Raw genomic sequence first — 25,744 nt, forward strand, 5'->3', positions numbered from 1 at the left:
TGAACGCCGTGATGCTCAGCGTCCCTTCTCTGGAACAATGTTCTGATTGATGTGGAAGAGGTTGTCCGGGTCATAGGTCGCTTTCACTGCCGCGAGTCGCTCGTAGTTGGCGCCATAGTTTGCGGGCGCACGGTGGTCGTCGTCGCTGGACATGAAGTTGACGTAGCCCCCATCGCCGCCCGAGTGGGGGTGAATAGCGGCGTAGTAGTCCTTCACCCACTTGATGTTGGCCTCGTTGTCGGCAGGGTCCGACCAGATTCCCACGACCACAGGGGCAAAGCTCTTGTCCCGGTGACCGAACGCGGTCTCGTTGGCGCCGACCCGTTGCGCCGCACCGTTGATCGGATGGAGGTGCATGCTCGAGCTGATGTGCGGCGTCTTTTTGCCATGCTCGATGTGAGCAGCGATCGCCGCGTCGGTGAGCTCGGTGATGAAGTCTGCTTTCCAGTAATGCTGCATGCCCTTCGGGACCAAGCTGTCGAAGGCGCTTTGCAGGGCCGGGAACGGCATGACGCCGACCTGCTCCGCCTTCACTTCGGCGGCGTCGCGTAGTGGTTTAAGCACTCGCGCAGCCTCCTCATGTGGACCGTTCCAGCACGTGACCAGTACACAGAACAGATCCCCGACCCGGTCCTCGGGGATAAACGGCAGAGGAGGAGCAATCTGCCAGCCGAAAAAGCATCCGAGCTGTTCGGGCGCATGCGCAATGAATTCGCGGTAGCACTGCAGGACCGCCGCGGCATCGTCGAACTCGTAGAACAGCGGACCGCCCACGATGTCACCGACCTCGTGGAGCTGAAACTCGAAGCTGGTGACGACACCGAAGTTGCCGCCACCGCCGCGCAGGGCCCAGAACAAATCTTCGTTCTGGTAATCGCTCGCGGTGACCTGTCGGCCATCGGCGAGAACGACATCGGCCGCCAGCAGGTTGTCGATGGAGAGACCGACGCCGCGGGTCAGGTAGCCGATGCCGCCGCCCAGCGTCAGGCCACCCACCCCAGTCGTCGAGATGATCCCGCCTGGCGCTGCCAGGCCGAACGGGTAGGTCGCATGGTCGACATCACCCCAGGTCGCGCCGCCCCCAACCCGGGCGATCTTCTTGACCGGGTCGACCCGCACGTTGTTCATCCTCGACAGGTCGATGACCAGGCCGTCGTCCACCGTGCCGAATCCGGGGACGCTGTGGCCCCCACCACGAATTGCCAGGTCGAAGCCGGCGTCGCGGCCAGCCCTGACCGCGGCCATCACGTCGGCCGAGTCCACGCACCGGATGACGGCGCGAGGTTTGCGGTCGTGCATGGCGTTGTAGACAGCGCGAGCGTCGTCGTAGTCAGAATCCGACGGGGTGATGACGCGACCGCGCACCGCTTCGCTCAATGTCTTGATTATGCCGCTCATTGTCTGTTCCTCCGCTCCGGGTGTTCCTCTGCTTCGTCTACGAGATTGCGCCATCAGGTGTTCCCGAAGCGTTCCCGCTCAACCGGATTCGCTCAGAAAGCCGGTCGCTGCCCGGAACGCCGGGAGATCATGGCCCGACGCAATGGTCTCGAGGAGATCGCCAAGTTGCTCACGCAGGGTCTGATCGGGAAATCGACTGGCGAAGGAGTGCAGCGCCCGAAGCTCCAGCCAGCCCGCCCCTTGGGCGCTGGCGATCTCGACGGCACTGCGCAAAGAAGCGGCGGCGGCTTCGGTTTCCCCGCTGCGATAAGCCAGCTCACCGTCGACTCGCCACAGCTCGGCCTCGAGATAGCGCTGGTTACAGCGTTGTGACCATGAGAGCCCCTCGCGTGTGGCGGCTTGTCCCTGGCGGAACTCACCGACCATGCCGCGAGCCCGGGCGAGAAGAAGGAGTGTGTAGGTCAGGTGGAGGGTCTCCCCTTCGGTACGCGAGCGTGCCACCGACTGTACGATCTTCTCGATGCCCCCAGCCGATCCCGTGCACACCTCCAGCCAGCCCCGAAGGGCTTCCAGTACGACCATGAGGTAGCGATCCGAAAAACGCTTCCATAGTAGGTCGGCGTCCGCGAGGAGCTCGGCGAGGCGCGGGAGATCTTCGGATTCGGCCGCGAGAATCGCCGCGTAAGTGATGACGTACCCCAACGTCATCAGATGATCGAGATCCACGGCGATCCCAAGTGCAGATCGGGCTGTCTGGTCGGCCCGGCCGGCATCTCCGGCCCACAGTTCGACGAGGGCCAGCCGTACGAGGCAAACCGCCTTCGGGTCCTGGGCGTACGACGCCAGATGCTCGTCGCGATGGGATAGGTCATAGGCTTCGATAGCGCCATCGAGATAGTGACGGGCTCTGGCCAGATCGCCCCGCCAGAACGCGCTCACGCCGAGGAGATATCGACCCTCTGTCCTGGCTACCGGATCATGCCTCTCATGCTCGAGAAGGGCCCGAGCGAGTTCATCGCAATCGTCGAAGCGGCAGCCCTGCAGCCGGGCGAGGCCGAGACCACGGAGGATCGGCGGCTCCACGGGTCTGTGAAGCTTGCGGCAAAGGGAAAGGGCTCGCTCGTAGAGTTGGTGCGCACCCTTGGAGCCGTAACCGTCGAGGGCCACAAGGGGGGATCCGAGGGCGATCCGGATATCGAGTTCAAGTGCATCGCGGTCAGGTGACGGTGGCAGGTCGGCGAGCAGTGCGAGCGCTCGCTGAAACAGGCTGACCGCTTCTTCGAGGGCCGACACGGCCACCGCTCGCTCCCCCGCCACGCGGTAGGCATCGATGGCCGGTTCGACCATGCCGGCCTGGTCGTAGTGTGCGGCCAGCTGCGGGCTGGCCGCGTCGATGTCGCTGTGGCGCTCGACCGCAATCGCCTCGGCGACAGCCCGGTGGAGTTGGCGTCGACGAGCTGGGCTGACCATCTCCAGCGCCACCGCCCGAAGCTTGTCGTGACTGAAATCGTACGTGAGCCCCTGATCGCGGATGATCCGTCGACGCCAGAGTTCGTCGACGTGATCAATGAGCTCGTGCTCATCGATCCCGGTGGCCGAGACCATCAGACCGACTGAGAAGGGCCGACCGATAACGGCCGCCACTTCGGCTAGTCGCCGAGCGCCGTCAGTGAGTTGGCCCAGTCGGGCGCGCAGCACCGCCCGCATCGTCGGTGTGAGCACTGCTTGACTTCCATCAGAGGATATCCCGGCGCGAAGAGCCTCAATGACAAAGAGTGGATTGCCTTCGGTCTCGTTCCAGAGTCGTGCCGCCAGTTTCGCATCAATCGTGTCCTCAGCGCGTAGCCGAGCAGCGAGCGTCGCAGTTGTGGCTTCGTCGAGTCGGTCGAGTGGCACTGTGGTCACTGCCTGGTCGTGGCCCAAGGCGTCGACGAGTCCAACCAGGGGATGATGCTCTGAAATCTCCTCCGAGCGGACGGTACCGACGATGAGGACAGGTGCGGTCTGTCCGCAACGGACAACGAAACCGATCAACTCGATGGTCTCGGCGTCACACCACTGGAGATCGTCGATGATCAGCAAGCGCGGGCGATCGCCGGCGACAATCGCTCGGCTCACAGCATCGAACAACCGATGGCGCTGAGCCAGATCGCCCGACTGGCTCCGTTCAGATGGCTGCGAAACGTCGCGCAGGTCGGGCAGCAGACGAGCGAGCTCGGCCCTCCAGACCGTGTCGAGCGTGTCGATGTGGCTTCTGATAGCATCCGATCGGAGTAGGTCGATGACGGGACCCCATGGCAGCCTGCCTGCAGCCTCGTATGCACGAGCCGATGCCACCACGTGTCCCTCTGCTCGAACACGGCGGCCGAGTTCCAGTGCGAGACGGGACTTTCCGATCCCCGGCTCCCCGGTCACCAACAAGAGATGTGCCCCCCTCTCCCGCGCGGCGTTCCATGCCTCGATGAGCTGGTTCCATTCGAGGTCGCGGCCGACGAAAGGCGATTCGGCGACGGGTAGGTCCTTGCCCTGCACTTCGTCGCGGTTGAGTGTGCCAGCCCGAAGCTGTTGGTACATGGCCCCGATCGCCTCGCCCGGTGCCACCGCGAGGTCGCGTTCGAGCACCTGCGCGTAGCGGTGGTAGGAGCGCAGTGCCGCGGCTCTATCGCCAAGCGCGAGATGTGCTTCCATCTGAATTCGAACGGCCGCTTCGTCGGTCGGCTCCAGGTCGATGATGCGTTGGGCATGCCTGATCGCGGCTTTGTGGTCGTCGCGCCTCGCAGCCTCTTCTGTCAGCCGCACGAGGCCCCCATACGCCTCAGCTCGAAGTTTCGCTCGCTCATCCAGGACCCAGTCGTCATAACAAGCCGGAAGGAGATCGCCTGAATAGAGGCGCGCGGCGAGCTCGAAATCACCGGCCGCCATGGCATCCTGGAACCTCAGCACGTCGACCTCGCTCGGCCCACTCGCAATCCACCGCACAGTCTCGTTGTCGATCTCGACGAACTCACCGATGTCGGGAAGGGCATGACGGAAGTCGTGGAGCAGCTTTCTGAGGTTGGTGCGCGCCTGCGGTTCGTCGGAATCGGGCCAGAGCTCGAACGCGAGTCGTGAGCGATGCTGCGGGTCTCTCCGTAACGCGATCAACCCCAGAAACCGTTGCAAGCGAAGAGAGTTGAAGGCGCGAAGACGCCGGCCGTCCAGGATGATCTCGACTGCACCAAGAAGTCGGACCTGTAACCGCGTCGGCCGTTCGCCACCGACCCCGCTCGTGTCACTCGGCATATGGCTCCTCTGCTTGCGGTCCAGCTCCGAAAGTCCGCTGTCTCCCCCACCGGTGTCGATAACAAGCCGATCAGCAGCTTGATGAGTGTCGACTCCGGGTTTCCGGGCCGGAACCGCGGGATTCTGTAGTAGTGTTCACATCCCATTGGCTCAGTATCATTGTAGGTCCGTTCCCGCGACCGTTGCCGGGGCGGGCCAAGGATCCAGCCTGTTGCGTTGGCTGCGGCATCCACCGTTCGAAGGCTATCGGTCCAGCAGAGGTGCCAGCAGTGCACACATGCCGCGCCAGTGCGAACCCTCCCAGTAAACCCGTTGGCAGGCGTCGCAGCGCAGGAAGTGCGAATAGAGGGCGCCAATGCGTGGCGGCAGCTGCGGCCGGGCCAGTTCCGGGCTGATCTCGTGCAGCGGCAGGTTGCAATGAAGGCACAGGCTGAATGGCCGCGCGCTACGCGCCAGGTCGAGGCGCTCGTACAATTCGCGCAGCTGCAGCGACGGTTTCAGGGCATGCACGTAACAGCCGTGGCTGATGATCCGCCGCTTGAGCAGTTCGCGGTCGCGGGTCAGCACGATGCGTCCTTGCTGCGCAGCGATCTCGGCGATCTCGGCATCCTCGAAGCCATTGTCGTAGAGGGTGTCGAAGCCGCTCATGCGCAGCAGGCGGGCCAGCCCGCCAAGGTGCGCATCAGCGACGAAGCGCAGCACCCGTAAAGGTTGCGCACGAATCTTGAGCAACGGGCTGATGTCCAGCGCTTCGAACTTGGGATACACCGCCAGCCGGTCACTGTCGAAGATCACCCGCTCCAGGCCCACCGACTCGCCATTGAGCAGCACCAGCTCGACCTCGGTGTGCGGTATCCCGAGCGCCTCGATCATGTGCTTGACCGTCGCCCCTCGCGCGCACTCGCAAGTGAAGGACTGCCGCCGCCGTTCGGCCGGCAGAAAATCGTTGAGCTCCTCGTAGAAGCGGAAGGTTGCACTGGTCATGCTGAACAGTATGGCAGGGCTGCAGGATGAGCGAGTCCAGTCCGGACATCTTCTCCTTGATCCAACGCCTTCGGCACGAATCATGCGTAATCCAATAGCAATGAGTCGGTCCTGACTATGCGGATGACACTTTTGAAGTGAGCCGTTTCAGTGGCTACCCCGATAATCGAAAGCTTACTAATGGAATGTCGAGGGTTCAGCATGACAAGCGCAGCTCAGGTCAGCCCGAAAACGCTGAAAAAAGTGATTGTCGCTGCCGCCATCGGCAATTTCGTCGAGTGGTTCGACTTCGCTGTCTACGGCTTTCTGGCTACGACCATCGCCCAGCAATTTTTCCCCAGCGGCGATGCTAGCGCCGCGCTACTAAAAACCTTCGCGGTGTTCGCCGTGGCCTTTGCCTTCCGGCCTCTGGGCGGGATTTTCTTCGGCATGCTCGGTGACAGGATTGGCCGCAAGAGAACCCTGGCCATGACCATCCTGTTGATGGCGGTTGCGACTACCTTGATCGGGTTGTTGCCCACTTATGCCGCTATCGGGGTCATGGCGCCGATCCTCCTGACTCTGATCCGTTGCGCCCAAGGCTTTTCCGCCGGGGGCGAATACGCAGGTGCGTGTGCCTATCTGATGGAGCATGCACCCAACGATAAAAGGGCCTGGTATGGCAGCTTCATTCCGGTATCGACCTTTTCCGCCTTCGCAGCGGCAGCCGTGGTGGCCTACGCACTCGAGGCCTCATTATCGACCGAAGCCATGGGTAGCTGGGGCTGGCGCCTGCCGTTCCTGATTGCCGCGCCGCTGGGCCTGGTGGGTCTTTACATGCGCTGGAAGCTGGATGAAACCCCGGCTTTCCAGGTGGTGACTCAGGAACATGCGGTTGCACATTCCCCGCTCAAGGAGACCTTGCGCAACCATGGCGCGGCGATCTGCTGCCTGGGTGCCTTCGTGTCGCTGACGGCGCTATCGTTCTATATGTTCACCACCTACTTCGCTACCTACCTGCAAGTCGCGGGCGGTCTGAGTCGCGCAACGGCGTTGCTGGTGTCGCTGATTGCATTGATCTTCGCAGCGGCGATCTGCCCGCTGGCCGGGCTGTATTCGGACCGGGTCGGGCGTAGGGTCACGGTGATGACAGCTTGTACTCTGTTAATTGTGGCGGTGTATCCCTCGTTCCTGATGGCCAGTTCCGGCTCGTTCGCAGCGTCCATCGTCGGCGTCATGCTCCTGGCGATAGGCGCGGTGTTGTGTGGCGTGGTAACCGCGGCCTTGCTCTCGGAAACCTTCCCCACCCGTACGCGCTATACCGCGTCGGCTATCACCTACAACATGGCCTACACCCTATTCGGTGGCACCGCGCCGCTGGTGGCGACGTGGTTGATCAGCACCACCGGCAGCAACCTGTCGCCAGCGTTCTATCTGATTGCGGTGGCGTTGCTCGCGCTGGCCGGTGGTTTGGCGTTGCCGGAGACTTCAAGGATTTCCCTGCATGATGTTCCGACGGGAGAAAATGGCGTAGCAGTGGACGCTGCGGCCTGAGGGTTTCAACGCAAGGCCGGCCAAATTCAGATTGGTAAAACCCTGGCCCGGCATTGAACAGCCAGTAAATCGGTAAGGTCAGGGCAATGCCGAAGGCCAGGTCGTGCAGCGGACGGCGACTACCGATACCTCGTGTCGAACAGGCAAACAACAGCGCGGCCGCCCATACGAATCCGATGAGGTTGATCAGCAAGGCTAACCGCCACAAGGCCTGCGGTCACCCCCGACCGCCAGCTGGGCCGGCACTATGCTGCGAAGCCGGGCCATCTCAAAGCAGCCCGACCTTGACCAGCATCGCCCGCAGCCGCACGTGGTCCTCTTCGACGAATTTGCCGAACTCATCGCCGGTCAGAATGCTGGGTGACCAGGCGTTGAGTTTGACATTGTCTTGCCAGACCTTGCTGTTAGTGGCGGCGAGGACCGCATCAACCACTTCTTTACGCTGCTCGGGCGAAAGATTTGCTGCGCCGTAGATGCCGCGCCAGTTATTAATCGTGACGTCGTAGCCCTTCTCTTTGAGGGTCGGTGCGTCAATGCCCTGAACGCGATCTGGCGCACCGATGGCCAGCAAACGGAACTGCCTGGACTGGACGTACTTGGCCAACTCGGCGTAGCCACCGGTAATCACCGTGATGTGACCTCCCAGCGTGGCCGCGACGACTTCGCCCCCACCGGCGTAGGCGACGTAATTCACCTTGTTGATCGGCACATCCATTTTGCCGGCCAGTTCGGCGATACCAATGTGGTCGATCGAACCCTTGGAGCCACCGCCCCATTTGATGCTGGATGGATTGGCCTTGAAGGCAGCGAGCAAGTCTTCCAGCGTCTTATAGGGCGACTCCTCACGGACGGCAAGCACGTTGTACTCGGTGAAAAGCCGGGCGATCGGTGTCACATCCTTCATGGTAATTTGCGGCTTGTTCTGCTCCTCGGAAGTGACCATGTTGGCACCCACCACCAGCAGTGCATTCGGGTCGCCCTTGGTGCTGTTGGCGAACTGCGCCAGCCCCAAGGTTCCACCTGCTCCGCCCTTGTTCTCGAAGGTGAGGGATTTGACCACCTTGGCCTCGATCAAGGCCTTGCCCAGAATCCGTCCGGTCTGGTCATAACCACCACCCACCGAACCAGGGGCCATGAACTTGACGGTATCCAGGGCCATGACAGGTGTCGTGAGTGTGATCGCGGTAACCGCCACTGCAATGGATATGGAGCGGCTGAATCGACGGACTGAAGTGAACATGAAGTTTCTCCCGATACTATTGTTTTTGTGGGTGCCGGTTGAATGTCGAATTACCTGCGGGCAAGCGTAGTTCATGGGTCTATCTGTTAACGCCCTCTCAATGGCCAAGACGCAACCGTTACATCACCTTGACCGCTCGCGGACAATGCGGCGTGAACGAATCCTTCTGCTTTCTTCCGCTCTACGAAGGCCCTCACATACGCCGCACCCGCTTCGCGATTGCGAGGCACTGCCAGCGCTTGGCGGATTGCAGTGAAGGCGCCTTCAAGCACCCGGTAACGCGGGTCAGCATCGACCACCTTTTGCAGCGGTTGCCGCACGCCCGCGGCGGCATCCAGGGTCTTGTCAAAGAACAGGTCCACCGCTGCAGCGGATGTCTCGGCTCGCTCCAGCTGCGCGTGTTTCAACGTACGAGTCAGGAACAGGTCATAGGCAGCTCCCTTGCCTACAGCGAGTCTCAACCCTGGATGATCGAGATCGTCGACTTCCACATACGGCGAATCGGCAGCTACGAGGTAAGTGCCCTCGATAATCACGTAGGGTTCACTGAAGGCGATCTGTTCTTCTCGCACCGGCTCGATGGCAAGGAAAGCAACGTTCCAGACCCCCTCCTCCAGCGCGGCAAACACCTTGCCCGCAGCATCGAATGTGAGCATTTCCAGCTGCACGCCCAGCTCTTCAGCGAGTGCCTTTGCCAATGCAACGGATACGCCTTGTGGAGATCCATCCGGTCCCTTCTGAGCCAGTACCGGGTTGCCGAAATTGATCGCCGCACGAAGAACCCCCTGAGGGGCCAGATCTTCAAGAACCACCGGTGTGATATCACTCATCATTCACTTCCCTATTCAGGCAGAAAAAACCATACATACCGGGCTACCGGTAGAAACCGAAAAACCTGTCTTGCTCAATCCACCTGTTTGCGGATCTACAGCCATCGAGATGATGGTGTCGCTGTCCTCGTTGAGTGCGAAGAGGAAACGCGCATTGGGTGTCAGGGTGAAGAAGCGCGGGGTTTTGCCATCCGTAGGCATGAACCCGACGGGGCTCAACAACCCCGTCCGCTGATCGATGGAAAAGGCGGCGACGCTGTCGTAACCGCGGTTGGAGGCGTAAACGAAACGCCCACCAGGGTCCACCTCGATCTCGGAGGCTCGGCTGTTACCGGTGAAAGTCGACGGCAGCGATGTCACCACCTGTAGCGGTTTCAAAGCACCATCCTTCGAGTTGAATCGATAGGCCGTCACCGTCGAGTCCAGCTCGTTGACGACATAGGCGAATGGCGCATTGGGGTGCAATGCCAGATGTCGTGGACCCGCCCCTTCCCGTGTCGCTACAAAAGGTTGATCGGCGGGAAAGAGTCTGCCGTTGTAAAAACGGAAACTGAAAATGCGATCCAGGCCCTTGTCGGGCACCAACACAAAGTTGCCGGTGTGATCGAAGGGGTTGAAATGCGGCTTGGAAAACGCCTGCTCGACCCGGTGAGGCCCGATCGGACCTTCCAGTTTGAGCAGCTGATTCAGCGTACCCAGGGAACCGTCATCGCCCACATTCATGACCGCCAGGGAGCCGGTGATATGGTTCGAAACGACCAGGAAGCGTTCGCTCGAATCAAGTGCAAGGTGTACGGGGTTCTTCCCTTCACAGCTTTGCCGATTGATGAAGGTCAGCTTGCCGGTGGCCTTGTCGACGCTGAATGCACTGACGTCGCTCGTGTCACCCTGCACGGTGTAAAGCCGGTCACAGGCTTTGTTGAGCACCAGGAAAGACGGGTTGACGAGGTCCTTGACCACTTCGATGAGGGTCAGCGTACCTTTCTCCTGGTCCACTTCGTAGACACTGATGCCTTCACCGCGGGCGTTTCGCTCGCGAGTGGTCCGCGACCCGACATAGGCGTACATAGGGTTTTCTCTCCGAGTAACAGTTAATCGCAAGTGCTCGGCTCAGGATCGAGCCATGGGGTCGAATCTGTGGCTCGTGCGTTTCACCACCTTGCGGATCACGTAAGGCAGAACACCGCCATGGGTGAGGTAGCGAATCTCTTGCAAGGAGTCGATGCGTACCGTCAGCTCGACCTGTTGTTGATCGCCACCCGGCGGGCTAATGATCAGGGTCACGGAGTTGTCGCCCACCTTCAGGTCGTCCAGCCCGACAAAATTGAAACGCTCGTCGCCCTGCAGGTTCAGGTCCGCCACTGACTGCCCCGACTTGAACAGCAAGGGGATGACGCCCATGCCGATCAGGTTGCTGCGGTGAATCCGTTCGATGCTACGGGCCACTACCGCTTTCACGCCCAGCAGCGCCTGTGCCTTGGCGGCCCAGTCACGGCTTGAGCCGGCTCCGTAGTTGATACCGGCAAACATCACCATCGGTATCTGTTGTTCGGCATAACTCTTGGCCGCCATGAACAGCGGCAAGCACTCGCTGTGGTCCGCGTTCCATGCCCAGGCTCCGGGCCCTGGCTGGTGACCTCCCAACAGCAGATTTTTCACCGAACGGTTGGTGAAAGCGCCGCGCAGCATGACTTCGTGGTTACTGCGCCGCGTGGAATATTGATTGAGGTCCCGTGGATCCTCTCCCCGTTCCAGTAGCCATTGGCCTGCCAGGCTATTGGCTGGAATAGCACCGGCCGGGGAAATATGGTCAGTCGTGATGTTGTCGCCGAGGACCATCAGCACACGGGCACCGCTTATGGCCAGGCTCTCTTTCGGCTCGGCCTGGATATCGGCGAGATACTGAGGACGACGCAAGTAAGTGGATTCAGGGCTCCAGGAAAACTGCACGCTGCCTTCAGCGGACAGGGCCTGCCAGTGATGCGTACCTTCCCAGACCGTCGCCAGACGCTGCTGGAAGAACTCGGGCTTGACCACTTCAAGCACCTGGGCGGCGACTTCGGCATCAGTCGGCATTAGATCGCCCAGATACACATCCTTGCCGGCAAGGTCCTGACCCAGCGGTTGCGAGTCCAGGTCGATATCGATCGTACCGGCGATAGCATAGGCCACGCACAGCGCCGGGGAAGCCAGGTAGCCCGCTGGTACTTTTGGGTTTACCCGGCCTTCGAAATTCCGATTGCCGGACAACACGACGACGCCCTTCAGTCCTTGATCCGCAAACGCCTCGACATGCTTTTCGAGCGTCCCCGAGTTGCCGATGCACGTCATGCAGCCGAACCCGGCGAGGTCAAAGCCCAACGCAGAGAAGTCTTCAAGCAAGTTGGCTTCAGTCAGATAGTCCGCCACCACCTGGGAGCCTGGAGACAGCGAGGTTTTGACCCAGGGCTTGCGCTTGAACCCGAGCGCCCGTGCTTTACGGGCCAACAAGCCGGCTTGAATCATCTGCGACGGGTTGGCGGTATTGGTGCAGCTGGTAATAGCGGCCATGACCACGGCGCCATGGGTGATCGGCTCCTGAAACGAAGGCTCGAAGAAGGACTGTTCGGCCGGCCCCGCGATCAGCTTGGTGCCACCCATCACTTCATTGCGAAAGGATGCCGCCGCATGGGAAAGCTTCTGCCGCTGGTGAGGCTGATGAGGTCCGGCGACGCTAGGTTCGATACTCGCCAGATCCAGATCGATCAGTTCATCGAAGTGCGGCTCAGGAAGATCGTCACGACGCCACAGCGGCTGGGCATTCATATAAGTGACCACCTTCTCGCGCAGTTCGGCTGAGCGACCGGTCAATTCCAGATACGACAGCGTTTCGTTGTCGAATGGAAAGAAAACCACAGTGGCCCCGTACTCGGGTGCCATGTTGGACACCGTCCCACGAGCTGCCCAGCTCAGGGTGGAAAGACCGGGGCCGGTGAACTCGACGAATTTCCCCACCACCGAACGCTTGCGCAGTATTTCGGCAACGTGCAGAGACAGGTCGGTGGCGGTGACACCTGGCCGCATGAGGTTAGTCACACGAATACCGATGACCTTGGGAAAGCTGATCGGAACGGGCTCCCCCAGCATCGCCGCCTGGCCCTCCAGACCGCCTACCCCCCAGCCCAGAATCCCAATGGCATTGATCATCGGTGTATGGCTGTCAGTGGCAACCATGTCATCCGGGTGGAGCAGGCGTTGGCCGTCTTGCGTCTGGCTTTCCCAGACAACCTGCGCCAGCGCCTCCATGTTCATCTGATGGATGATACCGGTACCCGGCGGAATGACCCCGAAGTTGTCGAGACTCTTCTGTGCCCACTTGATAAACCGATAGCGCTCGCTGTTACGGCGAAAGTCGATGTCCAGGTTCTTTTCCACGGCATCGGCTTCGGCATACCGCTCGACAATCACCGAGTGGTCGATCGTCAGCACCGCGGGAATCAGCGGATTCATCACGCTCGGGTCGCCACCCAGCTCCGCCACAACATCACGCATGCCGGCGAAATCGGCGAGCGCGGGCAGGCAGGTGGTGTCATGGAACATCAGGCGATTGGGCTGAAACGGCACTTCGCAGTCAGGGCCCTGACCGATGGCTCGGGCGAGCACCGACGACAACGCCTCTGGCGAACAACGGGCAACGTTCTCCAGCAAAATGCGAATGGCATAGGGCAGCTTCGATACCTGAGAGGGCGAAAGCATCTTGTACAAGTCGACGTAGGCGAATTGCTCGTGGTCGATGACCAGATGATTGAGAAGGTCGCAGGCAGTTTCGGTCATGCTCGTATCGCTCGGCTTCTAAAGTTTTCGCGGGAGCCGGAGTACCCGAACAACACCGCTGATGAGCAAATACTAGGAGCAGTGGGAGCAAAAGAAAATTGATGGTTTACCACGGCAGCGTTCTCCATCGGAGAACGCACGACTGTATTACTCGGCAGGCAGTTTCAGGTGGTCGATGAGGGTCTTCAAGGTGGGGGAAGCGGCATCGTACTTCTTGAACGTCAGCAGCAGTGACCGCTGCGCCCACGGCTCATCCAGCGTCACCGCCTTCAACTTATGGCTGCGCAGGTACTGGTTAATGACGCTGCGTGGGAGCACTGCCAGACCCAGACCGGAAGAAACCATTCGGCACATGCAATCGAAGCTACTGATCCGAATCCTCAGCTTGAGTGCCATGCCGAGCTTTTCCGCTTCACTGGTCAGCAATGTATGCATCGAGCTTTCCAGGTGAGGCCCCACGAACTCATGTTCCAGAACCTCCTTGAAACGCACCGATTTGCGGGAAGCCAGAGCATGCCCAGCAGGGACGACCACGGTCAGTTCGTCATTGCGATAGGGGACCGTCTCCAAACCTTGTGCGGCGGTTTGCACGGCAATGATGCCCAGGTCGGCACGACCGTCCGCCACAGCCCGGATCACGGCAGATCCGACCCGCTCTTCAATATCGAATTTTATTTGCGGGTAGAGCGCAACAAATCCGGCCACATCATCCGGTAGAAACTGCGACAAAGCCGAGGTAATCGCATGGATCCGCACATGGCCCTTGACCCCGGCGGCGTAGTCCCCCAACTCGTTGTCGAGCTGCTCCAGCGTCTGTTTCAACTGTCGTGCGTAGAAAAGCATCGACTGCCCCGCCGGTGTCAGCTCTACGCCCCGAGCATTGCGAACCAGCAGCGGCGCTCCGACCTGGGCTTCCAGCTCGGTAATCCGCTTGCTGATAGCGGATACCGCGAGGTGTTTGATCCGGGCAGCCCTTGTCAGATTGCGCTCCTGCGCAACCGTGATGAAAAGGTCCAGACTCGTGAGGTCGTATCGCAATGGAAGAATCCTTGACTCGAGAGCGATGAGTGAAGCACGTCAGAGCGCAGCTGCGCCATGAGCAACTCATATAGGTTTTCCCATCCAGCGCGCGATAAAAATACTGGCATATTGACACGTAAAAATGCAATGTTATTTTAATCGGCATATATTCCGTAAGTGATCACAGAAATGGCTTCCAGCGCATTGGTACAAAGAATCGCAGCGCAGATCCGGCAGAAAATCCAGACCGGTGGGTTATCACCGGGCGACCACCTCAGCGCGCAAAAAATCGCCGACGAGTTCAATGTTTCCCGCTCTCCGGCGCGAGAGGCGCTTGTCTTGCTTTCCGAGCAAAGCGTTCTTGAGCAGCTGCCGAATCGTGGTTTCTTCGTTTTGGAATCGGCGCTGGACCTTTCGCCGATCCGCGACGAAGTCGTACCCCTGGAGGAACCAGACGAATACTACCGACTCGCCGAAGATTGGCTGAACGATGCCATTCCCGGTGAAGTGACAGAACAGTTTTTGCGCACTCGCTATGACCTGACGAAAGCCCAAGTCATCGACATCCTCAATCGCGCAGCCAAAGTCGGTTGGGCAGAATCGAAGCCGGGTTACGGCTGGCGCTTTCTGGACGTTGCGAAAACCCCGGAAAGCCTTGATCACATCTACAAGGTCCGGTCGCTGATCGAACCTGCGGCACTGTTGGAGCCGACTTTTCTGCACGACCCGAGCAAACTTCAACGTTTGAAAAAAGAGCAACAGGACATGCTCGACGGAGGCATCGATAACCTGCCGGCTGATGTCCTCCTGAAAAATGGTATTCGGTTCCACGAAGAGTTGATTAAGCTCTCCGGTAACCCGCTTTATCACATGATCCTCGTCCAGATGAACAACATGCGGCGGCTCATCGAATACCGCTCGATGATTGACCGCAAGCGACTCTACAAGCAGTGCGCAGAACACATTCGAATGATCGAACTGGTAGAGCAAGGCCACAACCTTGAGGCCGCGCACTTGATGAAACAGCACCTCAGCGGCTCTTTCGCTCAAAAATCGCCGATCCTGAAACTGCGAGCAGAACCCGCTGGAATCAACCTTTCCCTTCCCGGCCTCAGCCCTCACATCACGTCTTGAGGAGAGCAACCGTTGAGTACCGAGGAACAACTACTCACTCGACTTCCCTCGTAGCATTGACGCTGGCCGGGGTCTGGAGCGATGACGATATTCTTCCACCATTGACGCCCAAACCTGCGCCACTGAATGAAGACGCGATCAAGGAGTTGAGGAGTGTGTTTGCGGTCAAGTGGTGATGCGTTTTAACCAGTAGCCATGGACTGGCTCGGCGCAGAGCATCACCACCACCAGCCGCATGATTTGCATAGCCGTGACAATCCCGACGCCAAGGTTCAACGCTTCGGCCGTCAGATACATTTCCGTACTACTGCCCGGCATCGTTCCCAATGCCAGCGTCATCACCGGAAAATCCAGCAATTGCCCCATTACTACAGCCAGCGCCATGGTGCAAAAAATCATGGTCAAGGTGAACAACGAAACCTTGAGCAAGAACGTCGGTGAAGATCTGAAAAAATGACGATCAAAATAGCCGCCGAGCGCACATCCAATCATTAATTGTCCGTAATGGCTGAGCTCCACGGGCAGTGCCGTTTGTAGATTGAAGCTTGCCGTGAAGGTGGCGCATAAGGCCATTGGACCGAACATCCAGGGGTTCGGTAGCTTGTACCGCTTCCAGATCATTGCCGTCAGCGCTCCTCCCGACAGCAGCGCAAATAGCCAGTACCAATCACTGGGCAAACGTGCATGCACCACTGACGGAGAGATTTTTGCGCTGAAAAACATCGCCGCAGGCACGCACAGGACGATCAACACCAAACGTATGCTGTGGGCTGCGGCGATCTGACTGACGTTGGCCTTGTGCCTGATCCCTGACTGGATCATTTCCGAAAAATTTGCCGGCATGAAGGCGAAAAACGCGGTCGTCAGGTCCATACCCCTGCGCCGCATAAACTCTATGCCAAGCAGTGCAAGAAACAGCGTTAGAAACGCCGCGGCCAACATCATCGCGAAATGCCCGAGGATTTGCTCCAGCACGACCGGCGTGAAGTGCAAACCGATAGAGGTCGCGATCATCCACTGACCTGACAGGCGCCCATTGGGTATCTCACCCACTCCCCAACCCAGACAGCGCACCAGGATCACCGCCAACATCGAGCCGATGATCCAGGGCAGTGGCCAGTTGAGCTGACTGGCGAGCAAAGCCCCGGCAATGCCAACGAGAGGTGTCGCCCACCACGACCCCATAGAAGTGAAGAACGCCTTCATCCCGTCAGTCCACTGAAGACAGTACAGACGGGGCTGTGCGCCCGTTCATGCAAATTCATGGCGCACTGGCCAGACGTGCGCATCCCGCCACGCACCAGCGTACTGGCCAAATCAGTACCGCCGGTGAAATCATCAGCGATGCAACCGAGTAGTAATTGACTCACTGTTTTCTCCTTGCACCCTCCCCCTTGCCTACCAAAAGGAAGCGCGTTTCTTCTTGATTGATCCAGCATTCACTCAGAACGGCAGGCGGCATGGCTGGCATGCCACCGTATCGATCAGCCCAGGATGACCTTGGCGACAGCCTCACCAAAAGCCTTGGTGCCAAAAGAGCCACCCAGGTCCGGGGTACGTTGTTCAGGTTCTTTCAAGACCACATCGACAGCCTTGTCCATTGCCAGGCCGGCATTGATCAAAGCCTGGTTGTCATGGTGCTCGCCCATCCATTGCAACAACATGCCAACGGAAAGAATCATCGATACCGGGTTGGCCTTGTCCTGACCTGCGATATCTGGAGCAGAACCGTGTTGAGCCTGGGCGCAGCAATGAACATCGCTGGCCATCATCGAACCGGCGAGCCCCAGGCTGCCGGACAATTCGCTGGCGAGGTCACTGATGATGTCGCCATAGAAGTTCGTTGCGACCAGCACATCAAAACGTTCAGGGTTACGCACCAAATGAGCCGTCGAGGCATCGACCAACAGATCGTCCAGAGTCACTTCAGGGAAATTCCTGGCGACGTTGCGAACGCATTCCAGGAACAACCCATCGGTCATGTGAAAGCTGTTGGCCTTGTGAATGGCGGTGACCTTTTTGCCGCGCTTCATTGCCAGCTCGAATGCACGGCGAGCAATACGCTCACTGCAATGGCGAGTGATCTTGCGAGTGGACAATGCCATATCAGGAGTCGGCATCACTTCGCCCCAACCGCGGCTCATGTTGCGATCCGGATAAAAGCCTTCAGTCGCTTCGCGCATGATGACCAGATCCATCGTCTTGCCTTCCTTCATGTTCGAAGTCAGGAACGGACGGGTGCGGGCAGGACGTACGTTGGCATACAAGTCCAGGCCGATACGAAAGCCGGCGGAGACGTTGCGACCGCCTTTCTCCGGAGCTGGGTAATCGGCATGGGATTGAGTGCCGAGGATGATGCCGTCGTAGCTTTTGGCCTTTTCCAGCACTTCATCACGAAGGGTGGTGCCGTATTTTTCCAGGCTCGTGAAACCGACATCGTCGTAATCGAATTCCAGACCCAGATCGAATTTTTTGTTGGCTGCTTGCAGGACCGACATCGAAGACTCAACGATTTCCGGACCAATACCGTCACCAGGGAGAACCAAAATACGCATCGCATGCCCCTTACTTTTTAGTTGCTGATTGAGCCGGTACGCCAGAAATCGCCCACTTAATGTATATCATAAATACAAAATACAATAATGATGATCCGATAACTCAGCCTGGCGTTGCCCGGAGCTGTGTCGTTTTCGCTTTCGACAGATTGCATTTTATTGCACGAATATTCAATCCATGCAACCTTTGCGCTCGACGATCATCCTTCAACCGATCCAGGCCAACAGGAAATAAGCACGCTGCCTGGCAAAGGCAGAGTCCTGATCGTCAATGAGGGTGGTAGCGATCGCTACGCGAGGGGCAGACAGGAGCGGTGGAATTCGCCGGACACACGATTACCGACGGCAACCTGTTGTACGGCGATGATGAAGGTGTGGTGCTGCTAAACGAGCGGTGCGCTAACTGACGACCGAAACCTCAAGGCTGCGCTGATACTCCAGCTCATCCTTGGCCTCTTTATCGGTTTTTTGCCGCCCGACAACATCGAGGTGGTTGCGCAAGAAATCCGCAGCCGCTTCGCGTTGTCCACTTTCGATGAGATCCAGAAGATGGATGTGTTCCTTACACTGGTTGATCAGCCGCGGCCGATCAACGTTGGCCTTGTAAGCCATGAATCGACGCAGCTGGTTTTGCCTGCGGATGGCTTCAAGAAAAAATGCGTTGCCCGAGCAGCGGACCACCAGTTCATGAAGCTGCGCACCAATCTGAAACAGCTGCGATCGCGACAGTTTGAATATGTCGCCATCAAGCAGCTGCTGTTGAGTCTCTCGAGCCTTTGCAAATGCAATCTTATCCACCACGTACCCTGGCTCGAGCACAGCAGCGGGTTCAATCGCCATCCGAAAACGGTAACTCTGGATATGAGCCTTGGAGTCATGCAGGAAGCTGTTGATCTCCCAACCCTGACCTGGTTTGCGTTCAATCATCGCTTCATTGGCCAGCCGGTTCAGGACTTTCATGAGTTGCCCCCTCGGCACCTCATATTTACGCATCAACTCGGCTTCAAAAAACGTCGTGGCAATGTCACCGCGAAGCACGTCGTCGACAACACGCAGATAAAAATCTTCGAACGGATCGACTTCCAACGGCAACTTGCCGCTGTCGATGCCTCGCGCGTCAGCCGTCAGGAAATAACCTCGATTGGTTTCCTTGGTGGCCAGGCCCAACTCTGCCAACAACGCGAAACCCCGACGAATGGGCGAACGGGAAACCCCCAACTCCTTCGCAAACGACTCCTCGCGCAACGGATCACCAGCGCGCATGGATCTGGCTCTTGCCATGTCGATGATCTTGGGAGCCAGTTGCTCCGCCAGGTCTTTCTTGATCTTGGGCTTCATTTTGGACAGATCGCCCACCAAGGGTTGTTCGAGAGTCGGTTCTGCTGAATTCATGGAAACCAGTAATCAGAGGAGGATGACGTCAATGCAAGGGTATGGGACAGAGCGATGACACCATGATCCGAGACCTTAAAGAAAAATAACACACCTGATGCTCATCAACACGCCACTGCAATGCAGCGCCTAATCACTAAACAGAGGGAAACGTCATGACTGCACCACTCATCTATTTGATCCATGCCACGCCTGTGTCTATCGCACCGATAACTGAGGCCTTCACTCGGCTTTGGCCTGAGGCCAGATTGGCGAATCTGTTGGAAGACTCTCTTTCCAGCGATTTGGCAGCCGCCGGTGAACTCACCCCGGCGTTGAGCCAGCGTTTTTTGAAGCTCGCCACTTATGCCGCGGAGTCGGGCGCAGACGCCATCTTGTTTACCTGCTCGGCATTCGGCAATGCCATTGATCTGTGCAAACGCTCCCTGAGCATCCCGATCCTCAAGCCCAATGAAGCCATGATTGAGGAAGCCGTTCAACGAACCGGGAGAATTTCCATCCTTGCGACCTTTGCGCCAGCAATTACGTCGATGACCGAAGAATTTCAAGGCTTTGCGCGGCAGCAAGGCGTGGAGATCGAACTCACTGCACTGGTCTGCCCTGAGGCATTCGACGAACTGCGCAAGGGCAACGCTGATCGTCATGACCAATTGATTGCGGATCTGGCCCGTACGGTAACGAACAGCGAACTGCTGTGCTTCGCGCAATTCTCCATGACCCGTGCTGCGCACCAGTCAAGCCAGGCGAGCGGCCTCCCCGTTCTGACCACACCCGACAGTGCCATCTGGAAACTTCGTAACCTTGTGCAAGGGTGATTCTGGAGGACCGTTGGTAAGAAAGCCTTCCCTTTTGAATTAATTGTACTGCGTTATCTTGCAAAACAATTTTTAGTAGGGTTTATTAGGCGCCAGTAGCCCTGAAGGTTGCACGCAATGCTCCCCACAAAAAACACAAAAGGAGTTAACGCATGACCAAGAAGATCGCCCGTGTCACTGCTGGTATGGGTAACCGAGGTACAGCAGTTTGCCAGCGGTTGGCCAAGGACGGATTTACCGTCGTCGCAGGGTGCGGCCCCGATTCCCCGCTGAAGAACACCTGGAATGGCGGCCTTCACATGAGTTGATTCCCGGATGGGACTCAGCGATCAACCGCTAAGTCAGACCAGAAAATGCAGCGGGAACCTTGATGCGCTTTGAGCGCAGATCCCATAAAAACAATTGTACTTTACGTCAAGGTGATACAAATGCTCTCACTACTTGGTTACGGCATGATCGTGACCTTCATGGCTCTCATCATGACCAAGCGGTTGTCGCCCTTGGTTGCCCTGACAACAATTCCAATCATATTCGCGCTCTTCGCCGGATTTGGCCCGGACATGGGCGATATGATGATTGAGGGACTTCGCAAGGTAGCTCCGACCGCGATCATGGTGATGTTCGCGATTCTCTACTTTGGCGTGATGTTCGATACCGGTCTGTTCGATCCGATCATTCGTGCTTTCATCAAGCTGATCAATGGTGACCCGGTCAAAGCCGTCATTTTTGCGGCTCTGCTCGCTGGATTGGTATCGCTGGATGGCGATGGCTCCACCACGTACATGATCACCCTTGCGGCAATGCTGCCGTTGTTCAAGAGACTGCGACTCGACCCACTGTCGCTTACGTGCGTAGTCATTCTGGCGGCGAGCGTGACCAATCTGTTGCCATGGGGCGGCCCGTTGGCTCGTGCCGCGGCGTCCTTGCAGGTTGATACTGCCGAGCTTTTCATGCCCTTGATTCCCGCAATGGTAGTCGGCTTCCTGGGTGTTCTGGCACTGGCTTACTTTATCGGTATTCGCGAACGTCAACGCCTGGGTACGATTCGGCTGTCCCTTGGTGCTGCCGCCACGGTCTTTGAAGACGAAGATGATGACGGCCAGCCCTCCCTGTCGGAGGAAAACGCAGAACTGCGTCGGCCGAAGATGTTCTGGTTGAACGCTGGACTGACTGTTGCGCTGATGACCGGTCTGGTTCTCGAGATTCTGCCGCTTTCCATTTTGTTCATGGTGGCGTTCTCCATTGCCTTGGTGATCAACTACCCGCAGATGCATGAGCAGCGTCGTCGTATTTCTGCGCACGCGCCCACCGCTTTGAACCAGATTGCTATCTTCCTCGCAGCCGGCATCCTGGCAGGCATTCTGTCCGGGACCGGTATGGTGGATGCCATGTCGGCAAGCTTCCTGTCGATGCTGCCGCAAAGCTGGGGCCCATATATGGCGCCGATCACCGCTTTGGCGAGCATCCCGGGCACCTTCTTCATGTCCAATGATGCCTTCTACTACGGTGTGCTGCCGGTACTTGCCAAAGCTGCAGCAGTCTATGGCATCTCTGCCGCGGAAATTGGACGAGCATCGCTGGTAGGTCAACCTGTCCACCTTCTCAGCCCCCTCGTGGCTTCCACTTATCTGCTGTGTGGCCTGGCCGGGGTAGAGTTCAGCGACCATCAGAAATACACCATGAAGTGGGCGTTCGCGCTGAGTTTCGTCCTCTTGGGTATGTGCTTGCTCCTGGGCTTGTTCCCTATGCAAGCCGGTGCGTAATCCGGGAACGAAGCCTCCCCACATCGCTACTGAATAACAATGAAAAGATCCCGGACACAGAAATGTCTCCGGGATTTTTTTCGATGGCCCCCCACTGGTAGCAGTGAACACCGCAGATGAGTCGGCACCCGCCACCAAGACCTTGTTTCGTGACTATCCGCCAGGCAATCTGCCAGGCAGATATACGTTCTCATTACGCTCGCTTACCACTATCGAATGCTCGCTCCCTGTCACCGCCCACGCCAAGCCGTACCAGACACTGTCCTGGCCTGACCAGCGACGAATGATCACCTCGTAGGTTTCACCTTCAGCAGGGTAAAACTCTGCAATCTCGTAGCTATTGTCGAAGGAAGATGACGCCGCCACTTGATTCCCATGGCTGTCACGGACAATCAGGTCGAGATCCACGCTGAGCGTTGAATTTAACGATAACGTTCTAAGGGAAACCCCAACTGCTGAGTCCCATGCCAGGGCAACCTTGACTTTGCGGAACCACAACCTTCGAGGCACGAAAATGTAATAGCGGAATGTAGACAATTTACTCTCAGCAAAATCCTCTGACCTAAGTGTCCCCACATCCCAGCCATAGCGAGTGGACGCTGCATTGCGCGATCGACGTTGCCCCGCGATCGTTATGCCGACCAGAGCGTCGAGAGCTCCACTTCCATCAATTCCATCGTAGCCATCGATAATTGTCTGCCACCAACCCTTCCAACTCGGACTACGAGAGGCGGATGCAAGCAGTATCGCTCGGCATCCTTCAGGCCATGTACGTAGCCCAGGGGCCACTTCCTGTAACAAGGCAGTCACACCGGCAACTGCAGGAGCAGCAAAACTGGTGCCTGTCTTCGTCAACCCATTTGACGAAACCGCAGTTCCGTTGGCCGCAAGTTCAGGAAGCTCACGATCGCCATGCAGCGAATCCGGATTACGCCACACCGAACTGCCATCCATCGCTGTAGCCAAGTCATTGTGATTTCCAATAGACAGTGAGTTGTACCCTTTATGATTGACGTACTCATCCTCAATTGAGGCGATGTTGTCTGAATCGCCAGCGACGAAATTTCCCGCCGCCTGGATGATCGTTGGATACGGCCAACGAAGTACGAGCCAGTCTTTCAGTATATCGTCTGACTGCATTCCCGATCTTTGGGCTTCCTCAGTCCGATGAAAGCTCTGACTCACGACCGTGCAATGTTGGTCGCTCACAGCCCACGTGAGCGCGTCGGTACCATAGGAATTGGCCGAATATAGATCGCAGTCCGGGGCATGGCCGTGAGGTTGACCTGGCTCCGTGTTTTTGACCACCGAGCTGGTCAGTCTCGCGTGATCAGTCGTCGTGGGGGAGCTTAGGTATTGACCGGAAAACGCGAGGTTGGTCAATACATCCGGCCCGCCCTCCCAAACTGCAGCGCGGGTACCTGTACCGTCAAACCCCAGTATATGAGCCCTGTTTGAGCGTGCGATCGCGATTGAATTACCCAGATCGACGGTGGCACTGTGGTCATCGAAAAAGATAGCTCCCACATGCTCCTCATTTGCAAGTGCACGAATTTGAGATGCAGTCGCCGTCGCACGCACACATGGAACGGAATTGTTCTTGCTCGACTCCTTCGCAACTCTTATCTCCGTGCGCCGCATGGCGGCCTTGAGGTTGGCTATAGGCTCTCTCAGCGAATTGAGTACCTCGCACTCCGCTTCAGGGGGTTCCGTCATTTCTCCGTCTGTGCATTTCTCATAGGGTGCGGGTGGAACCGTAATTCGTGGCCAAACGACGACAGGAAACACCTTTTTGGCGGGGCACTTATCGATCAGTTCGTACAGCGACTCGTTAATTCGGCCAAATTTTTCAGCCCTTCGTTTAGCCAATTGATCAATTAACTTGTTGAAATCAACTCGCTTGGCTCGATTATCGAAAGCTAATTCGCAGGGCGCCCCGGTCTTACGGTCAACCGCTTTGATTACATCAACAAAATCACCCTCATCGGCATGTCCATGGCTCAAACGGCTCGTGTGCAACTCGCCAATTCGTACACGCGTGACGTGCTCAACACGAAGATTGCTTGCTACCGTTCCAGCGATTGAAATGACCGAAAATGGCAGGTGATACTCATCCACCAGTCTCTCGCCATTTGGACCAAGCAACTCCGACACCACAAGGTCAAAAGTACCAACGTGACAATCACTGAGTTCTAATCTGATTAATCGCCCCCGTTTACGCAGGTTAATGTGGATACTCGTCCAGTCAAACCCATTCTTCAGTCGTATCGCTCCCTGAACAGATTTCGCATCTGCAGGCGTTTGAAGGGTAAGTTCTATGGTTTTTCCAGGCGGGACAATTTCGAATGGACAGATATTCGCTTCAATTGCATTCAGCCGAATATCTTTTGATTTTTTTGCAGATTTTTTGGCCATGGCATCGGCACTCACCTTAAAGAAAAGGGGATGCCGACTTCTGGCCACTTATTGGTGGAACTTCACTAGCATTCCCATTGGATGGGACTTTGCAAATCCAGGATCAACAAATGATCAACCGGTAATACTAGGCTATAGCCATCTGTGGGTAAGTTTAATTCAGAATATTTATTATTATTAAACCTCATGAAGCCTGTACTCGAAATGACGCTGGCCAGATGACTTCGTTTCACACTGATCGGTGCAGTCTCGCCATGCCGAGTAGCGGTTAATGGGTTGTCCCCAAGATATCGGCACCCGAGACGACGGCAAGCGATACGCTACACTTTCTTGGCTCCGCCGCGGCACCTGAGTGGCCAAAACCCTGTCTCCTGATCTGGAGGTATCCAATGAGCGATAGCACCGAACTCAGTTCCTTCACCGGTTGGGCCGCAACGGCGGCCGGCGCTCCACTGGAGCGTTATAGCTACGATCCCGGTCCATTGGGGGACGAGGAGGTGGAAGTCGCCGTGGAGTATTGCGGCGTCTGCCACTCTGACCAGTCGCTGATCGATAACGAATGGGGCATTAGCCAGTATCCCTTTATCCCCGGCCACGAGGTGGTCGGCAGTATCGTACGAGTGGGCGCGCAGGTACGCGGTCTCGAAGTGGGACAACGGGTGGGTATTGGTTGGTACAAGGGCAGTTGCATGCATTGCGCCTCGTGTATCGGAGGCTCCCATCACCTATGCGGTACAGTCCAACCCACCATCATCGGCAGCAACGGCGGCTTCGCCGACCGCCTGCGTTCGCACTGGGCCTGGGCCCTTGCGATACCGAACGGGCTCGACCCGGCCATGGCCGGGCCACTGTTCTGCGCCGGCTCGACGGTGTTCAACCCGCTTGTGGAATTCGACGTCAAGCCTGTTGATCGGGTCGGTGTGGTGGGAATCGGCGGCCTCGGTCATCTGGCACTGCGCTTCCTTAACGCTTGGGGCTGCGAAGTCACGGCCTTTACCTCGTCGTTGAGCAAGCAGGACGAAGCCAGGCGCCTGGGCGCGCACAACGTAGTCGCCTCGACCGACAGTAACGCGCTGAAATCCATTGCCGGAACCCTGGATTTTCTCCTGGTCACGGCCAACGCCGACCTCGACTGGAAGGCCATGCTCGCAACCCTGCGCGGCAAGGGGCGCCTGCATTTTGTTGGCCTGGTGCCCGGTGCTATTCCAGTGCACGTGTTCGACCTGCTTCCCCAACAAAAGAGCTTGTCCTCCTCGCCGGTCGGCTCGCCCGGTACCACGGCGACCATGCTGGAATTCTGCGCACGTCATCAAATCCTGCCGCAGGTCGAGCACTTTCCCATGAGCCGGGTCAACGAAGCCATCGATCACCTGCGCAGTGGCAAGGCGCGCTACCGCGTCGTGCTGGACGCCAGCAAATGACAGACTGGCGCGTCGGGTAACGCCGCTCGCGCCTTCAACTGCCGCCATTACAGCAGCCCACCTTCACCGGCTCAATGGATGGTTTGCAACCATCGAGAATGACTCTTTTGATCAATCGAGAAACCTCGGGGGCGTGAACCCCGACCCGT

Annotated in this window: 19 protein-coding genes and 2 pseudogenes; 7 read left to right on the plus strand and 14 right to left on the minus strand. The window is 57.9% G+C overall.

The window, feature by feature from the left end; translation table 11 throughout:
* Nucleotides 1-15: 15 nt before the first annotated feature.
* The 3 genes from AC3IUA_RS18600 to AC3IUA_RS18610 all read right to left on the minus strand — a co-directional run bounded on the left by AC3IUA_RS18600 (nucleotide 16) and on the right by AC3IUA_RS18610 (nucleotide 5,664).
* Nucleotides 16-1,398, minus strand: coding sequence for an FAD-binding oxidoreductase (locus tag AC3IUA_RS18600; RefSeq protein WP_489356113.1), 1,383 nt, complete (start codon nucleotides 1,396-1,398; stop codon nucleotides 16-18).
* 78 nt (nucleotides 1,399-1,476) lie between these two features.
* Complete coding sequence (locus AC3IUA_RS18605) at nucleotides 1,477-4,680, minus strand: ATP-binding protein (protein ID WP_489356115.1); 3,204 nt, start codon at nucleotides 4,678-4,680, stop codon at nucleotides 1,477-1,479.
* A gap of 243 nt (nucleotides 4,681-4,923) precedes the next feature.
* Nucleotides 4,924-5,664, minus strand: a complete 741-nt coding sequence (locus AC3IUA_RS18610; RefSeq protein WP_489356117.1) for a Mut7-C RNAse domain-containing protein — start codon at nucleotides 5,662-5,664, stop codon at nucleotides 4,924-4,926.
* A 201-nt stretch (nucleotides 5,665-5,865) separates the two neighbouring features.
* On the opposite strand from AC3IUA_RS18610, the gene AC3IUA_RS18615 reads away from it, so the two are divergent.
* Nucleotides 5,866-7,197 (plus strand): MFS transporter, encoded by a 1,332-nt coding sequence (locus AC3IUA_RS18615; protein ID WP_489356119.1) that lies wholly within the window; start codon nucleotides 5,866-5,868, stop codon nucleotides 7,195-7,197.
* A gap of 40 nt (nucleotides 7,198-7,237) precedes the next feature.
* Here the strand turns inward: AC3IUA_RS18615 and AC3IUA_RS18620 are convergent.
* The 6 genes and pseudogenes from AC3IUA_RS18620 to AC3IUA_RS18645 all read right to left on the minus strand — a co-directional run.
* Nucleotides 7,238-7,418: pseudogene (locus AC3IUA_RS18620) on the minus strand (tripartite tricarboxylate transporter TctB family protein); the annotation flags it as partial.
* 47 nt (nucleotides 7,419-7,465) lie between these two features.
* Nucleotides 7,466-8,437: a Bug family tripartite tricarboxylate transporter substrate binding protein gene (locus tag AC3IUA_RS18625; protein WP_489356121.1), complete on the minus strand. Its 972-nt coding sequence runs from the start codon at nucleotides 8,435-8,437 to the stop codon at nucleotides 7,466-7,468.
* A gap of 86 nt (nucleotides 8,438-8,523) precedes the next feature.
* Nucleotides 8,524-9,267 carry a transporter substrate-binding domain-containing protein gene (locus AC3IUA_RS18630; RefSeq protein ID WP_489356123.1) on the minus strand — a complete coding sequence of 248 codons (744 nt, stop codon included), beginning with the start codon at nucleotides 9,265-9,267 and terminating at the stop codon, nucleotides 8,524-8,526.
* 15 nt (nucleotides 9,268-9,282) lie between these two features.
* Nucleotides 9,283-10,335, minus strand: a complete 1,053-nt coding sequence (locus AC3IUA_RS18635) for a lactonase family protein (RefSeq protein ID WP_489356125.1) — start codon at nucleotides 10,333-10,335, stop codon at nucleotides 9,283-9,285.
* A gap of 42 nt (nucleotides 10,336-10,377) precedes the next feature.
* On the minus strand, nucleotides 10,378-13,080 hold the full coding sequence (gene acnA / locus AC3IUA_RS18640; RefSeq protein WP_489356127.1) for an aconitate hydratase AcnA: 2,703 nt from the start codon (nucleotides 13,078-13,080) through the stop codon (nucleotides 10,378-10,380).
* A gap of 147 nt (nucleotides 13,081-13,227) precedes the next feature.
* Nucleotides 13,228-14,118, minus strand: a complete 891-nt coding sequence (locus tag AC3IUA_RS18645) for a LysR family transcriptional regulator (RefSeq protein ID WP_489356129.1) — start codon at nucleotides 14,116-14,118, stop codon at nucleotides 13,228-13,230.
* 171 nt (nucleotides 14,119-14,289) lie between these two features.
* On the opposite strand from AC3IUA_RS18645, the gene AC3IUA_RS18650 reads away from it, so the two are divergent.
* Both AC3IUA_RS18650 and AC3IUA_RS18655 read left to right on the plus strand, forming a co-directional pair.
* Nucleotides 14,290-15,234, plus strand: a complete 945-nt coding sequence (locus AC3IUA_RS18650; protein ID WP_489356131.1) for a GntR family transcriptional regulator — start codon at nucleotides 14,290-14,292, stop codon at nucleotides 15,232-15,234.
* A 32-nt stretch (nucleotides 15,235-15,266) separates the two neighbouring features.
* A pseudogene (locus tag AC3IUA_RS18655) lies at nucleotides 15,267-15,344 on the plus strand (aldolase); the annotation flags it as partial.
* Between the two features lie 55 nt (nucleotides 15,345-15,399).
* Here AC3IUA_RS18655 and AC3IUA_RS18660 read toward each other — a convergent pair.
* From AC3IUA_RS18660 to AC3IUA_RS18675, 4 genes are all read right to left on the minus strand, one after another.
* A complete protein-coding gene (locus tag AC3IUA_RS18660) occupies nucleotides 15,400-16,440 on the minus strand; it encodes an AbrB family transcriptional regulator (RefSeq protein WP_489356133.1) in 1,041 nt (346 codons plus the stop codon).
* The gene (locus tag AC3IUA_RS18665) at nucleotides 16,437-16,604 is read right to left on the minus strand and encodes a four-carbon acid sugar kinase family protein (protein WP_489356135.1); all 168 of its coding nucleotides are present in this window, start codon (nucleotides 16,602-16,604) and stop codon (nucleotides 16,437-16,439) included. The genes AC3IUA_RS18660 and AC3IUA_RS18665 overlap by 4 nt, the downstream gene beginning before the upstream one ends.
* A 114-nt stretch (nucleotides 16,605-16,718) precedes the next feature.
* On the minus strand, nucleotides 16,719-17,789 hold the full coding sequence (locus tag AC3IUA_RS18670) for an isocitrate/isopropylmalate dehydrogenase family protein (protein WP_489356137.1): 1,071 nt from the start codon (nucleotides 17,787-17,789) through the stop codon (nucleotides 16,719-16,721).
* Between the two features lie 399 nt (nucleotides 17,790-18,188).
* A complete protein-coding gene (locus AC3IUA_RS18675) occupies nucleotides 18,189-19,127 on the minus strand; it encodes a GntR family transcriptional regulator (protein ID WP_489356138.1) in 939 nt (312 codons plus the stop codon).
* Nucleotides 19,128-19,336: 209 nt separating this feature from the next.
* Between AC3IUA_RS18675 and AC3IUA_RS18680 the strand changes: the two genes are divergently transcribed.
* From AC3IUA_RS18680 to AC3IUA_RS18690, 3 genes are all read left to right on the plus strand, one after another.
* Nucleotides 19,337-19,996: an aspartate/glutamate racemase family protein gene (locus tag AC3IUA_RS18680; protein ID WP_489356140.1), complete on the plus strand. Its 660-nt coding sequence runs from the start codon at nucleotides 19,337-19,339 to the stop codon at nucleotides 19,994-19,996.
* A 152-nt stretch (nucleotides 19,997-20,148) separates the two neighbouring features.
* Nucleotides 20,149-20,304, plus strand: a complete 156-nt coding sequence (locus tag AC3IUA_RS18685; protein ID WP_489356142.1) for a hypothetical protein — start codon at nucleotides 20,149-20,151, stop codon at nucleotides 20,302-20,304.
* 120 nt (nucleotides 20,305-20,424) lie between these two features.
* Entirely contained in the window at nucleotides 20,425-21,759 is a 1,335-nt protein-coding gene (locus tag AC3IUA_RS18690) for a CitMHS family transporter (RefSeq protein ID WP_489356144.1), read from the plus strand.
* Nucleotides 21,760-21,912: 153 nt separating this feature from the next.
* Here the strand turns inward: AC3IUA_RS18690 and AC3IUA_RS18695 are convergent, their stop codons facing one another.
* Nucleotides 21,913-24,174, minus strand: a complete 2,262-nt coding sequence (locus tag AC3IUA_RS18695; protein ID WP_489356146.1) for a S8 family serine peptidase — start codon at nucleotides 24,172-24,174, stop codon at nucleotides 21,913-21,915.
* Nucleotides 24,175-24,563: 389 nt separating this feature from the next.
* Here AC3IUA_RS18695 and ahr point away from each other — a divergent pair, with 389 nt between their 5' ends.
* A complete protein-coding gene (gene ahr, locus AC3IUA_RS18700; RefSeq protein ID WP_489356148.1) occupies nucleotides 24,564-25,595 on the plus strand; it encodes an NADPH-dependent aldehyde reductase Ahr in 1,032 nt (343 codons plus the stop codon).
* Nucleotides 25,596-25,744 lie beyond the last annotated feature (149 nt).

The organism is Pseudomonas sp. KH_050, from assembly GCF_057838875.1.